The following is a 13330-nucleotide window of genomic DNA, read 5'->3' on the forward strand; positions in this document are numbered from 1 at the left end:
CGCGCGGCTCATGCGTCATGACCGGCCTCCTTTTGTTGTTGTGGTTGTTGTTGTGCCTGCTCGACGACCTGCACCACGCGCTCCATCTTCATGAAGCGCGATCCCTTGACGAGCACGCTGCCGACTTGCGGCAGGCGCGCGAGCACGGCCGCGCTCAGCGCCTCGAACTCCTTGAAATGGCGTCCGTCGGCACCGGCGAAGGCGGCGACGGTGTGCGCCGTCGCGTCGCCCAGCGTGTAGACGGACTCGATGCCGCGCTCGCGGGCGTGCTCGCCGACCTCGGCGTGGAACTCCGGCGAGCGGTCGCCCACCTCGCCCATGTCGCCCAGCACCAGCAGGCGCGGGCCCGGCAGGGCCGCGAGCACGTCGATGGCGGCGATCACGGAATCGGGGTTGGCGTTGTAGCTGTCGTCGACCAGCGTGATCGCACGGCCGCCGGACAGCTCGATCTCGCTGGCGCGCGAGCGGCCCTTGACCGGCTCGAAGGCCGACAGGCCGACGCCGATGGTTTCCAGCGACACGCCGGCCGCGAGCGCGCAGGCGGTGGCGGCGAGCGCGTTGACGACGTTGTGCCGGCCCGCGATGCGCAGGCGCGCATCGAAGTCGCCAACCGGCGTGCGGATGCTCACGGCCCAGGCGCCCTGCTTCCATTCGGCCTGCTGCAGCGAGACGTCGGCGTCCTCGTGCTCGCCGAAGGTCAGGCAGCGGCGCGAGCCGCCGTCGTGCGCCATGTCGGTCCACAGCGAGGTGAACTCGTCGCCGTAGGGGAAGATGGCCGTGCCGTCTTCCGGCAGCACAGCGAACACGGCGGCGTTCTCGACGGCCACCGCCTCGACGGTGGCCATGAACTCCTGGTGCTCGCGCTGCGCGTTGTTGACCAGCGCGATGGTCGGGCGCGAGATGGCGGCCAGCCGCGCGATCTCGCCCGGGTGGTTCATGCCCAGCTCGAGCACCGCGCGCTGGTGCTGCGCGCGCAGGCGCAGCAGCGTGAGCGGCACGCCGATCTCGTTGTTGAAGTTGCCGGCCGTGGCGAGCGAGCGCTCGGCGCGGAAGGCGAAGAGTACGGCCGCGATCATCTGCGTGACCGTGGTCTTGCCGTTGCTGCCGGTCACGGCGATCAGCGGCAGGTCGAACTGCGCGCGCCAGCCTGCGCCGAGGGCGCCGAGCGCGGCCAGCGAGTCGGGCACCTCGAGGCCGGCGAGGCCCGCGGCCTCCAGCCCGTGGTGCGCGATGGCGGCCACGGCGCCCTGCTTCTTCGCGTCGGCCAGGAAATCGTTGGCGTCGAAGCGCTCGCCCTTGAGCGCGACGAACAGGTCGCCGGGCGCGAGCGTGCGCGTGTCGGTGTGCACGCGGGCGATGACGATGGAGCCGTCGCCCACCAGCCGCGAACCCGGAATCCATTGCTGGATCCGGGACAAGGTGATGTCGAGGGGCGTCGTGATGCCGGTCATGCCGCTGCTCCCCTCTTTGCCAGCGCCTGCAGCGCATGGGTCTTGTCCGAGAACTCGATGCGCTGGCCGGCGATTTCCTGCCAGGCCTCGTGGCCCTTGCCGGCGATCAGCACGACATCTTGCGGGGCGGCCTGCGCGATCGCGTCGGCAATGGCGGCTGCGCGGTCGGGCTGCACCTGCGCCGCGTCGGGGCGCGAGAAACCTCGCAGCACCTGGCTGATGATCGCGTCGGGCTTTTCGCTGCGCGGGTTGTCGCTGGTGACGATCACGCGGTCGGCCTGGCGCTCTGCGACGGCGGCCATCATCGGGCGCTTGATCGGGTCGCGGTCGCCGCCGCAGCCGAACAGGCACCACAGCGCGCCGCCGCGCTGCTTTGCCAGCGGGCGCAGGCCGATCAGCGCCTTGTCGAGCGCATCGGGCGTGTGGGCGTAGTCGACCACGGCCAGCGGGGCGCCTTCGCCGGTGCCCGCGCGGTCCATGCGGCCGGGCACGCTGGTGAGGTTGGCGCAGGCGGCCACGGCTTGCGCCAGCGTGAGGCCCAGCGCGCGCAGCGTGCCGAGCACGCCCAGCAGGTTCGAGACGTTGTACTGGCCGATGAGCCCGGTCGACAGGCGCTCCACGGAAGCCGTGCCGTGCTCCGCCACCGAGAACTGCAGGCCCTGAGCGTCGTAGCCGATGTCGCGCGCCACGAGGCGGGCCGGCTTGCCGGCGGCCGAGACGGTCCAGACGTCGAGCGCGCCGATGCCGGCGTCGATCAGGTTCGCGCACAGGCTGGCGCCGTGCGTGTCGTCGATGTTGATCACCGCCGCGCGCAGGCCGGGCCAACGGAACAGCTCGGCCTTGGCCTGCCAGTAGGCGTCCATGCTGCCGTGGTAGTCGAGGTGGTCCTGCGTGAAGTTGGTGAACACGGCCACCGCGATCTGCGCACCGTCGAGGCGGCGCTCGGCGATGCCGATGGACGAGGCCTCGATGGCGCAGGCGCCGAAGCCGTTCGCGACCAGCGCGCGCAGCTCGCGCTGCATCATCACCGGGTCGGGCGTGGTGAGGCCGGTGTAGGTCAGCTCAGGCGGCACGCCGATGCCCAGCGTGCCCATCACCGCGCAGGGCGACGGCGCATCGCGCTGCATGGTGCCGTCGGGCTTCATCACGCGCACGCCGCCCGCCGCGCGCAGCGTGGAAAGCGATTCGGCCAGCCACCAGGCGGTGGAGGTCTTGCCGTTGGTGCCCGTCACCGCAAGCACTTCGAGCAGGGCCGAGGGGTTGTCGTAGAAGGCCGAGGCGATCGGGCCGGTCGCGGCCTTCAGGCCGGGGTAGCTCACGATGCGCTCGCGGTATTCGTCCTGGTCGAAGCCGAAGGGCTCGACGCCCTCGTGCTCCACCAGGCACACGGCGGCGCCCTGCGCCAGCGCGGCCGCCACGTGCCTGCGGCCGTCGGTGGCGGCGCCCGGCCAGGCGATGAAGACGTCGCCCGCGCCCACGGCGCGGCTGTCGGCGTGCAGCGCGGCCTGCGGCGCGCGCTCCTTCAGCCAGGCGGCGACCAGTTGGGGGGAAGTGAAGGTCAGCATGTTCAGAAGCTCTCGTCGACGCCCTGCGTCATCACAAGCGGTTTGACCGCCAGATCGGGCGGTACGTTCATCATGCGCAGCGTCTGCTGCACGACCTCGCTGAACACGGGAGCGGCCGCCAGGCCGCCGAAATACTGCCCGTCGCTGGGCTCGTCGATCATCACCGCGACGATGATGCGCGGCTTCTCGATAGGCGCCATGCCGGTGAACCAGGCGCGGTACTTGTTGCTGGCGTAGCCCTTGCCGACCTGCTTGTGGGCCGTGCCGGACTTGCCGCCCACCGAGTAGCCCACCGTCTGCGCGCGCGTGCCGGTGCCGCCGGGGCCGGCGGCCATCTGCAGCATCTTGCGCACCGCGAGCGCGTTGGAGGGCGAGAACACGCGCACGCCGACCGGCGGCTCGGAGTTCTTCAGGATGGTCACCGGAATCAGCGAGCCATCATGCGCGAACGCGGTGTACGAATGCGCCATCTGGAACAGCGAAGCCGACAGGCCGTAGCCGTAGGCCATGGTGGCCTGCTCGACCGGCTTCCAGGTCTTCCAGGGGCGCAGCCGGCCCGTGACGGCGCCGGGGAACTGGATCTGCGGCTTCTGGCCGTAGCCGAGCGCGGTGTAGGTGTCCCACATCTCGTGCGGGGTCATCTTCTGGGCGATCTTGAGCGCGCCGACGTTGCTCGACTTCTGGATCACGCCCTCGACCGTCAGCGTGCCGTAGTTGTGCGTGTCGCTGATGGTGAAGCCGCCGATCTGGTAGCGGCCGGGGCCGGTCTCGATCAGCGTCGATGGCTTCACGCGGCCGGCTTCCAGCGCCATGCCCACCGTGATCGGCTTCATGGTCGAGCCAGGCTCGAAGGTGTCGGTGATCGCGCGGTTGCGCAGCTGCTCGCCGGTGAGGTTCTGGCGCTTGTCGGGCACGTAGCTCGGGTAGTTGGCCAGCGCCAGCACCTCGCCGGTGACGGAATCGAGCACCACCACGCTGCCGGCCTTGGCCTTGCGCGCGGTCACGGCGTCGCGCAGCTTCTGGTAGGCGAAGAACTGCACCTTGCTGTCGACGCTGAGCTGGATGTCCTTACCGTCCAGCGGCGGCACGGTCTCGCCCACCCCCTCGACCACGCGGCCCAGGCGGTCCTTGATGACGCGGCGCGAACCGGCCTTGCCGGCCAGGTCCTTGTTGAAGGCCAGCTCGATGCCTTCCTGGCCGTTGTCTTCCACGTTGGTGAAGCCCACCACGTGCGCTGCAGCCTCGCCCTCGGGGTACTGGCGCTTGTATTCCTTGCGCTGGTAGATGCCCTTGAGGTTCATGGCCGCGATCTGCTTGGCGATGGGCTCGTCGACCTGACGCTTGATCCAGACGAAGGTCTTGTCCTCGTCTTCCAGCTTCTTGTCGAAGTCCTTCTGCGGCATCTCGAGCAGCTTGGCCACCTGCTTGAGCTTGGCGCGCACCTCGGGGTCGTCGCGCTCGATGTCTTCCGGAATGGCCCAGATGCTGGGCGCGACCACGCTGGAGGCGAGGATGAGCCCGTTGCGGTCGAGGATGCGGCCTCGGTTGGCCGGCAGTTCCAGCGTGCGCGCGAAGCGCACCTCGCCCTGCCGCTGGAAGAAGCTGTTGCCGATGACCTGCACGTAGGCCGCGCGACCGGCCAGTACCAGGAAGCCGAAGGCGATGCCAGCGACGATGAGCTTGCTGCGCCACACCGGCGTCTTGCTCGCGAGCAAGGGGCTGGTGGTGTAGCGCACGCTGCGGTTGCCTCGGCTCATCGTGCGGCCCTCGCTGCCGTGGCCGGCTTGGTCGCCGGCTTTGCTGCCGGCTTGGTCGTGGCGGCAGGCATGGGCGCCACCGGCGCGACGGCGGGGATCACCGAGCCGTCGGGGCGCACGTACTGCGTGATCGCCGGCGAGGTGGTGCGCATCTGCAGCTGCTCCTTGGCAAGCTTCTCCACGCGCAGCGGCGTGGCTTGCGCGCGCTTCTCGACCTGCAGGCGGTCGCGCTCGGTCTCGAGGCGACGGGCGTCTTGCTGCACGCGGTCGAGCTCGGTGTAGAGCTGGCGCGACAGGTACTGCGTGTGCACAAGGTACAAAGCCGTCGCGATGACGGCCAGCAGGAGGAGCAGATTTACACGGGCCATGTCAGTCGGCCCCGGTACGTTCTGCCACGCGAAGAATGGCACTTCGCGCTCGCGGGTTCCCGCTCACCTCGGCTTCGGAGGGCTTGATGCGCTCCAGCGCGCGCAGCTTCATGACCTTGGGCGCGGCAAACGGCGCGCGGCGGTCGTAGACCTCCTTGGAGTGCTTCGCGATGAACTGCTTGACGATGCGGTCTTCCAGCGAATGGAAGCTGATGACCGCGAGCCGTCCGCCGGGCTTCAGAACGGAGAGGCTGGCTTCTAGCGCCTGTTGCAGCTCTTCAAGCTCGGCGTTGATGAAAATCCGAAAAGCCTGAAATGTGCGCGTTGCAGGGTTCTGGCCCGGCTCGCGGGTTTTGACCGTGCCAGCCACGAGCTCGGCCAGTTCGGTGGTGGTTGAAATTGGGCCCCGTTCTTGTCGGCGAGCAACAATCGCCTTTGCAATCTGAACAGCAAACCGTTCTTCGCCATAGTCACGGATCACCTCTGCAATCTGCTGGAGTTCGGCCGTTGCCAGCCACTCGGCCACGCTCTCGCCGCGCGTGGTGTCCATGCGCATGTCGAGCGGGCCGTCGAAACGAAAACTGAAACCGCGCACCGGGTTGTCGATCTGCGGCGAGCTCACGCCCAGGTCCATGAGCAGGCCGGCGACGCTCGCATCGGGCAGTTCGCCGATCGAGCGGAATCCCTGGTGGCGGATGGAAAAACGCGCATCCGAGATGCGCGCTGCTTCGGCCACTGCTTCCGCATCCTTGTCGAATGCGATGAGCCTGCCTTCCGGCGCCAGCCGCGCGAGGATCGCGCGCGCGTGCCCTCCCCGTCCGAAGGTGGCGTCCACGTAGGTGCCGGCAGCTGCAGTGCTGCCGGATAGAAGAGCTTCCACCGCCTCGCCGAGCAAGACGGTCGTGTGGGTCCAGGGCGTATTCACGGTGCCCCTCAGAACGCGAAGTCCTGGAATACGTCCGGCATCTCGCCCTGGGTGGCCTCGGCCTCCTTGGCCTCGTAGGTGGCTTTGTCCCAGAGTTCGAAGTGGTTGCCCATGCCCAGCAGCAGCGTCTCGCGCGTGATGCCGGTGGCCGCGCGCAGCTCGGGCGACACGAGGATGCGGCCGGTGCCGTCCATCTCGACGTCCATGGCGTTGCCCAGGAAGACGCGCTTCCACCACTGCGCCGACATCGGCAGCGCGGCGATGCGCTCGCGGAATTTTTCCCATTCGGGACGGGGAACACCATCAGGCATCCGTGCGGATGCTTGGTGATCGTGAGCTGGCCGCCTGCGGTCGCGCTCAGGACGTCACGATGCCGGGTCGGCACGGAGAGCCGCCCCTTGGCATCCAGACTGAGCGATGAAGCGCCTTGAAACACGACCACGAAACCCCTGTGTTGGGAGTGCTGCGGCACCCGAAAGGGGCACTACCCGCACTTTTTCCCACTTAACTGCACTTTTTTGCACTGTAGCAGGAAACACTTCGGAAGCAACTGGCCGTTTGGGCTATTTTTTGTAATGGAATCAACGACTTAGCGCCGATTCCAAATCCTTGGAATCGGCGAATTTCGTTGAAAATGAAGTACTTAGCTCACGCAGTGAAAGTGATGCGTGAAGGATTCCCCCGTTACAGGGGGAGAGAGAAGCAGCTTCAGAGGATGAAGCGCGAAAGGTCTTCGTCGTGACTTAGTGCCGCAAGGCGCTGGTCGACATAAGCGGCATCGATGCGGATCGATTGCCCTTCGAGGCGGGTCGCGTCGAAGCTTACCTCATCCAGCAGGCGCTCCATCACGGTCGACAGGCGGCGCGCGCCGATGTTCTCGGTGCGCTCGTTCACCTCGAAGGCGATGGTGGCCAGCCGGTTCACGCCCTCGGGTGTGAATTCGAGCGTCACACCCTCGGTGGCGAGCAGCGCCTGGTACTGCTTCACCAGCGAGGCGCGAGTCTGCGTGAGGATGCTCTCGAAGTCCGCCACTGAGAGCGACTGCAGCTCCACGCGGATCGGAAAGCGCCCCTGGAGCTCGGGAATGAGGTCGCTGGGCTTGCTCAGGTGGAAGGCGCCGCTCGCAATGAACAGCATGTGGTCGGTGCGCACGACGCCGTACTTGGTGCTGACAGCCGTGCCCTCCACCAGCGGCAGCAGGTCGCGCTGCACGCCCTGGCGCGACACGTCGGAGCCCTGGGCTTCGCTGCGGGTGGCGACCTTGTCGATCTCGTCGATGAAGACGATGCCGTTCTGCTCGGCATTGGCGATCGCCTGCGTGCGGATCTCGTCCTCGTTGACCAGCTTGGCGGCTTCCTCGTCGGTCAAGAGGCGCAGCGCTTCGGCGATCTTGAGCTTGCGCATCTTGCGCTTGCCGCCGCCGAGCTGGCCGAACATGCCGCGCAGCTGCTCGGTCATTTCCTCCATGCCGGCCGGGCCCATGATTTCGAGCGGCGCGCGGGTCTCGGCGAGGTCGAGTTCGATTTCCTTGTCGTCGAGCTGGTGCTCGCGCAGCTTCTTGCGGAAGGCCTGGCGGGTGGCGTTGCCGGTGTCGGCGGCAGCACCGTCGGCACCGCGCGCGGGAGGCAGCAGCACGTCGAGGATGCGCTCCTCGGCCGCGTCCTCGGCTCGCGCGCGCACCTTCACGCTCTCCGCCTCGCGGGTCTGCTTGACGGCGATCTCGGCGAGGTCGCGGATGATCGAATCGACGTCCTTGCCCACGTAGCCCACCTCGGTGAACTTGGTGGCCTCGACCTTGATGAAGGGCGCGTCGGCCAGGCGCGCGAGGCGGCGGGCGATCTCGGTCTTGCCCACGCCCGTGGGGCCGATCATGAGGATGTTCTTCGGCGTGATCTCGTGGCGCAGCTTGTCGTCGACCTGCTGGCGGCGCCAGCGGTTGCGCAGGGCGATGGCCACGGCGCGCTTGGCCGCCGGCTGGCCGACGATGTGGTTGTCGAGCTCGGAAACGATCTCCTGGGGGGTCATGGACATGGTCAGAGCGCTTCCACCGTGTGGTTCATGTTCGTGTAAATGCAGATTTCTCCGGCGATCGCCAGCGATTTGCGCACGATCTGCTCGGCCGAAAGCTCGGTGTTCTCGATCAGCGCCTTGGCCGCCGACTGGGCATAAGCACCGCCCGAGCCGATGGCGATCACGCCGTCTTCGGGCTCCAGCACGTCGCCGTTGCCGGTGATGATGAGGGAGGTGGTGGCGTCGGCCACGGCAAGCATGGCTTCGAGCTTGCGCAGCACGCGGTCGGTGCGCCAGTCCTTGGTGAGCTCGACCGCGGCGCGAGTCAGGTGCCCCTGGTGCTTCTCGAGCTTGGCTTCGAAGCGCTCGAAGAGCGTGAAGGCGTCGGCCGTGGCGCCGGCAAAGCCTGCGAGCACCTTGCCGTGATAGAGGCGGCGCACCTTGCGCGCCGTGCCCTTGATGACGATGTTGCCGAGAGTGACCTGCCCGTCCCCGCCGATGGCGACCTGGTCGCCCTGGGGGGTCTTGCGGCGCACGCTCACGATGGTGGTGCCGTGAAACTGTTCCATCGCAGCCATCTGGGGGTGCGCGCCGGCAATGCAACCGCCGCAAGGCGGTGCGAATTTCAGTTTTTCCTAACAGCCACCGTGGCGTGATCGGCAATGCCTACCAGGTTGAACAGCGCCGCGATGAGCCGGTGCGCATCGACGAACTGCACGCGCTCGCCGTTGGCATCGCGCGTGCGCACCCAGCTCAGCAGCGTGCCCGCCGCGGCAAGGTCCATGCGCAGCAACGCCGCGCACGAGATGACGGGCGCCGTGGTGTGGCGCAGGTCGTTGTCCAGCCGCTGCCAGTTCGACAGCGACTCGCCCCGCAGGTCGCCCGCCAGCGCGGCAAAACCGCTGTCGGTGGAAGGAAAGCTTTCCGAATCACCACCGACCGACAGCAGCGACCATACCGAGCTGGGCCGGCTCGCCGGCGGCGCGGCCAGCGTGGTGCACTCGCCCTTCGGGTCTGCCCAAGCTGGCGGCGACACCTCGTAGGTGATGCAGTAGTTGAGCGCCACCAATTCGAAGTCGTCGGGCAGATGCATCATGCGCAGCGCCGCCAGGTGCAGCTGCCACCAGATGTCGTCGGTGCCGCGCTCGTTGTTGGGCGCCGCCTCCGACAGCACGGCCAGCAGCTGCGCCGAGCCCATGAAGCGCAGCTGCACCGGCGAATCGGCCCAGTGGGTGAAGAGCACGCGCAGCGGTGCGGCAGCTTCGGGCTCGATGGCATGCAGGCCGCGCCAGTCGAGCGTCCACACCGAGCCTGCCTTCGACAGCGCGCGGGTGAGGTCCATGAGGCCGTCGCGCGCCAGGCGCGCGGGGCAGGTCCAGTCGGCCTGAGCGCCGCTTTCGGAGACGCCGGCAGCTTCCTCGCTCGCGGTGACCGCCTTGACGCTGCGCGCCAGTTCTTCCAGCGAGACCCAGTCGGGCCCCATGCGCCGCATGCGCTGCGCATAGCGCATGCGGGCGGCGGCGAACTTGGCGGCATCGCCGGTGGCACGGTACAGGTCGAAGAGCGCCCGCCAGCGGTTGTCGTCGCGCTCGGAGGCTGCGTCGGACGCGCTTTCGACGGGCGACACGCTGTCGGGAGGGGAAGCCAGCGCCTGCAGCAGGATGGCCTCGGCGCCGATGTCGTCGCCGTGGGCGAAGCGGATCACCGCCTCCTCGAGCGCGCCGTCGTGCGCAAGGCGCGACGACAGCAGCGGCACGGCAGCCACTGCCGGAGCAGCGGCAGCGGCCTCGCCACCGCTGCGGGCAACCTCCACCGCCAGGGAGGGCGCAGCGGGCTCCGACAGCAGCTCGTCGGTGTCCACCGGCGGCAGGGTTTCGGCGCCGGCATCGGGCGGCGGGTTGACCAGCGCCTCGCCGTTCGGCCCGCGCCCCTTCCACCACTGCTGCGACATCTGCTGCTCGATCTCGTCGATCTTCTTGAGCGTGAGCGCGCGGCCTTCCGATCTCTCGGAGGAGCTGTTGGCGTTGAAGGAAGACGGCGTGACCGTCGCCTCGAAGGCGTGCGCGGCGGCCTCGCGCTGGCGCAGCTTGCGCAGCATGTCGAACTCACGCCGGCGAACGAAATCGTTGCGCTGGCGCCGCTCGATCATCTCCTTGAGCATTTCCCGGCTGTAAGTCTGCGCGGGCAGCGAGGAGTCCGAGGCCGAACTCGCGGAGGAAGGCGCATCCAGCTCCGACCAATCCTTCAGAGGATTGCGGACAAACTTGGCCACCTTCGAAAAAAGGCGCCCCGATTCTTCCTTTGGCATTCGGCGAAGGCTATCGAAGAGACTGGCTTTTATCTACCCTGGTCTCGTTTCAATCCCCGAACATCTTCTGCTTGAGTTCGCGGCGCTGCTGCGCCTCGAGCGACAGCGTGGCCGTCGGGCGGGCCAGCAGGCGACCGACGCCGATGGGCTCGCCGGTCTCGTCGCAGTAGCCGTAGTCGCCGGCGTCGATGCGCTGGATCGACTGCTCGATCTTCTTGAGCAGCTTGCGCTCGCGGTCGCGGGTGCGCAGCTCGAGGGCGTGTTCTTCCTCGATGGTGGCGCGGTCGGCCGGGTCGGGCACGACCACCGTGTCTTCACGCAGGTGCTCGGTGGTCTCGCCGGCGTTCTCGAGGATGCCGCGCTTGAGTTCTTCGAGCTTCAGGCGGAAGAACGCCATCTGCTTTTCGTTCATGTACTCGTCGTCCGGCATGGCGATGACTTCGGCATCACTCAGTTCGGCGGGCGACTTGGTCTTCCAGTTGTTGGCCAGTTTTGGGTCTTTCTTGATGGCGAGGGGCGGCGGAGGCACCAGCGCATTGGAATGGCTCTGCGAGAAAGTGGACTTGGCGGCCGTCGATGCCACCGACTGCGGCATCGAGGGGACGGTCAGTTGCGACAGCCGGGACACGCGGCCACCACGCGCGGCGGGAGCGGGCGTGGCGGTTTGAGCGGGCATCGAGGGTGTCGCCGGGGCGGAAGTGGAGGCGGCAGCCGTTTTTTTCATGGGGATCGGGGGGACAGAGGAAACAGCCGCAGGACGGCCGACGGGTTTGGATGACGATGGGCCCGCGCCCGCGGTCTTCGTGGCGGCAGTTGCAGGCTTGGCGGACTTCTTGGTCGCAGCGGTCTCGGCCTTGGCCGGTGGTGCTGCGGGCTTCTTGGACGGGGCGCTTTTCTCCTTGGTCGCGGGAACCGTGGAAACCTTCCTGGCCGCGGATACAGCCTGCTTCGCAGCCGGCGCCTTTTTAGCGGCGGGCTTGGTTGCTGGCGTGGCCTTGGCGGCGGGTTTCTTCACGGTGACTGGCTCCTTTGACGAACTGGAACGCGCTTTCACTGGGTGTCTCCTCCCATCGGAGCCCCTTGCGACCTCCGGCCGCACAGGCTCCCGTTGTCGGGGTGCCCGCCAAGTGGCGAACCCCGGGGTTATACCCCCGAAAGCCCGCCAGAAACGTACGGCGCCCCGTGCCGGAAGTCACATCTTGTCCATGGGAGCAGGACGTGGCTTGCGAAACAGGCGCGCGATTGTATAGAGAACTCGAAGCCGCGGGACATGTTCCGGCGTGCTGTGCGACTCCGTTAGCATCGCCCGGCGCCGCCGGAGGGGGCGGCGCGCGGGCCCCGGCCTTTGTCCATATGGCGCAGGGGGCCTATCCGATCATTCCGATCAATCGCAAGACAGACACAAGAAAGCACAAGCCTTGAACAAGAAAGCAGTTTTGGGAGTCCTGGCCGCGGCCATCGCCGTTGCCTACGGCGGCAGCACCTGGTGGGCCGGGTCTCAGATCAAGTCGCGCTACGACACCGCGCTGGACGAATTGCCGAAGCAGACCGCGCTGGTGCGCGTGACCGAGCGCAAGTACGAGCGCGGCTTCCTGGGCGCCGTCAGCACCGTCACGCTGGAGATCGGCTGCGCGGCCGACGCTGCCGCCGCCAACCAGGCTGCCAGCCAGCCCGCCGCCGGCCAGGAGGAAAAGGAAGAAGAAGAAGACGCCGAGGAAGACGGCGGCTCCGCCATCAAGCCGCCCAAGCAGCTGCGCCTGACCTTCCGCGACACCATCCGCCACGGCCCGCTGGCCGGCGGCACCCTGGCGGCCGCCACCATCGACAGCGAACTGGTGCTCGACGACAAGGCGCAGGCCGAGGCGAAGAAGCTGTTCGGCGAGGCCAAGCCCCTGTCGGCCCGCACCAGGGTCGGCTTCGACGGCGCCTTCACTTCCGACCTGACGGTCGCCCCCGCCAAGCTGGCCGAGGACGGCAAGGGCCGTCTCGACTGGCAGGGCATGAAGGTCCGCATGGAAGTCAACGCCGCGCGCACCCAGGCCCGCTACGACCTCAGCATGCCCGGCCTCGACTTCAACGACGTGCGCAGCGGCATCACCATGAAGATGGGCAAGCTGACCGCCAAGGCCGACATGGACAGCAGCGCCGGCTGGTTCCTGGCCACCGGCAAGAGCGAAGGCCGGCTCGACAGCCTCGAATTCGCCGTGCGCAAGAAGGCCGCCGAGGACGGCTCCGAGCCGCCGAAGGCGCTACCCGCCGTCGTGCTGCAGGGCATCGACCTCGTGGGCGAAGCCGGCATCAAGGACGGCCTCTACGCCTCCACCGGCACCCTCAAGGGCACCGGCAAGATCGGCGAGACAAAGATCGACAGGTTCGAGCTGACCAGCGGCGCACGCCGCATCCACGGCGCCGGCTACAGGAAGCTGGCCGACGCCTGGATGCAGTCCGCCGCCATCAACGGCTGCGGCAAGGGCGGCAGCAAGGCCTCCCAGGCCGCCATGCAGGCGCTGGCCGAACAGCTCGCGCCCGACCTCAAGGCCATGGCCAAGTACGCGCCCGAGGCCGGCATCGACAAGCTGCTGGTCGAAATCGACGGCAAGCGCGCCGAACTCGGCTACTCGGCCGGCATGGCCGGCGTGACCGACGAAGACCTGCAGCTGCCGGGCACGGCACTGATGATGAAGCGCGGCGTTCTCAAGGCCCACGCGCGGCTGCCCATGAAGTGGCTCGAGAAGCTGGCCGAGACCGGCGCCGAGAGCGGCCAGACGCCCCCGCCCGAAATGGTGGCCGGCCTGGTCGAACAGGGCGAGCAAAGCGGCTTCGTGAAGCGCGACGGCGACGACGTCACCGCCCAGGTGGAGTTCAGCGAAGGCAACCTGAAGGTCAATGGCAAGCCGCTGGGCGCTGCGCCCGGCATGGACGGCTCGGGCAAGTAAGCCGCCCTGC

Annotated in this window: 10 protein-coding genes and 1 pseudogene; 1 reads left to right on the forward strand and 10 read right to left on the reverse strand. The window is 68.0% G+C overall.

Annotated features, from left to right (window positions below; translation table 11 throughout):
• Positions 1 to 8: 8 nt before the first annotated feature.
• The 10 genes and pseudogenes from AC1VNX_RS29645 to dksA form a co-directional block, all read right to left on the reverse strand.
• Complete coding sequence (locus tag AC1VNX_RS29645; RefSeq protein ID WP_483161122.1) at positions 9 to 1451, reverse strand: UDP-N-acetylmuramoyl-tripeptide--D-alanyl-D-alanine ligase; 1443 nt, start codon at positions 1449 to 1451, stop codon at positions 9 to 11.
• Positions 1448 to 3016, reverse strand: coding sequence for a UDP-N-acetylmuramoyl-L-alanyl-D-glutamate--2,6-diaminopimelate ligase (locus AC1VNX_RS29650; RefSeq protein WP_483161123.1), 1569 nt, complete (start codon positions 3014 to 3016; stop codon positions 1448 to 1450). Before AC1VNX_RS29650 ends, AC1VNX_RS29645 begins: the two co-directional genes overlap by 4 nt.
• A 2-nt stretch (positions 3017 to 3018) precedes the next feature.
• Positions 3019 to 4773 carry a peptidoglycan D,D-transpeptidase FtsI family protein gene (locus AC1VNX_RS29655; protein WP_483161124.1) on the reverse strand — a complete coding sequence of 585 codons (1755 nt, stop codon included), beginning with the start codon at positions 4771 to 4773 and terminating at the stop codon, positions 3019 to 3021.
• A complete protein-coding gene (gene ftsL / locus AC1VNX_RS29660) occupies positions 4770 to 5141 on the reverse strand; it encodes a cell division protein FtsL (protein ID WP_483161125.1) in 372 nt (123 codons plus the stop codon). Before ftsL ends, AC1VNX_RS29655 begins: the two co-directional genes overlap by 4 nt.
• Before the next feature lies 1 nt (position 5142).
• Complete coding sequence (gene rsmH, locus AC1VNX_RS29665) at positions 5143 to 6066, reverse strand: 16S rRNA (cytosine(1402)-N(4))-methyltransferase RsmH (RefSeq protein WP_483161126.1); 924 nt, start codon at positions 6064 to 6066, stop codon at positions 5143 to 5145.
• Positions 6067 to 6074: 8 nt separating this feature from the next.
• Positions 6075 to 6502: pseudogene (gene mraZ / locus AC1VNX_RS29670) on the reverse strand (division/cell wall cluster transcriptional repressor MraZ).
• Positions 6503 to 6774: 272 nt separating this feature from the next.
• On the reverse strand, positions 6775 to 8097 hold the full coding sequence (hslU, locus tag AC1VNX_RS29675; protein ID WP_483161127.1) for an ATP-dependent protease ATPase subunit HslU: 1323 nt from the start codon (positions 8095 to 8097) through the stop codon (positions 6775 to 6777).
• Positions 8098 to 8099: 2 nt separating this feature from the next.
• Complete coding sequence (hslV, locus tag AC1VNX_RS29680) at positions 8100 to 8645, reverse strand: ATP-dependent protease subunit HslV (protein ID WP_007832466.1); 546 nt, start codon at positions 8643 to 8645, stop codon at positions 8100 to 8102.
• Between the two features lie 56 nt (positions 8646 to 8701).
• Positions 8702 to 10384, reverse strand: coding sequence for an STAS domain-containing protein (locus AC1VNX_RS29685; RefSeq protein WP_483161128.1), 1683 nt, complete (start codon positions 10382 to 10384; stop codon positions 8702 to 8704).
• A 49-nt stretch (positions 10385 to 10433) separates the two neighbouring features.
• The gene (gene dksA, locus AC1VNX_RS29690) at positions 10434 to 11060 is read right to left on the reverse strand and encodes an RNA polymerase-binding protein DksA (protein ID WP_093196966.1); all 627 of its coding nucleotides are present in this window, start codon (positions 11058 to 11060) and stop codon (positions 10434 to 10436) included.
• 742 nt (positions 11061 to 11802) lie between these two features.
• On the opposite strand from dksA, the gene AC1VNX_RS29695 reads away from it, so the two are divergent.
• A complete protein-coding gene (locus AC1VNX_RS29695; protein WP_483161129.1) occupies positions 11803 to 13320 on the forward strand; it encodes a YdgA family protein in 1518 nt (505 codons plus the stop codon).
• Positions 13321 to 13330: the final 10 nt, after the last annotated feature.

The organism is Variovorax sp. TLI9-5A (genome assembly GCF_056867935.1).

Excerpts from the sequence above, each read along its gene's own strand:
- AC1VNX_RS29645 (WP_483161122.1), bottom strand. The coding sequence starts at position 1,451 with ATGACCGGCATCACGACGCCCCTCGACATCACCTTGTCCCGGATCCAG.
- AC1VNX_RS29650 (WP_483161123.1), bottom strand. The coding sequence starts at position 3,016 with ATGCTGACCTTCACTTCCCCCCAACTGGTCGCCGCCTGGCTGAAGGAG.
- AC1VNX_RS29655 (WP_483161124.1), bottom strand. The coding sequence starts at position 4,773 with ATGAGCCGAGGCAACCGCAGCGTGCGCTACACCACCAGCCCCTTGCTC.
- ftsL (WP_483161125.1), bottom strand. The coding sequence starts at position 5,141 with ATGGCCCGTGTAAATCTGCTCCTCCTGCTGGCCGTCATCGCGACGGCT.
- hslU (WP_483161127.1), bottom strand. The coding sequence starts at position 8,097 with ATGTCCATGACCCCCCAGGAGATCGTTTCCGAGCTCGACAACCACATC.
- hslV (WP_007832466.1), bottom strand. The coding sequence starts at position 8,645 with ATGGAACAGTTTCACGGCACCACCATCGTGAGCGTGCGCCGCAAGACC.
- AC1VNX_RS29685 (WP_483161128.1), bottom strand. The coding sequence starts at position 10,384 with ATGCCAAAGGAAGAATCGGGGCGCCTTTTTTCGAAGGTGGCCAAGTTT.
- dksA (WP_093196966.1), bottom strand. The coding sequence starts at position 11,060 with ATGCCCGCTCAAACCGCCACGCCCGCTCCCGCCGCGCGTGGTGGCCGC.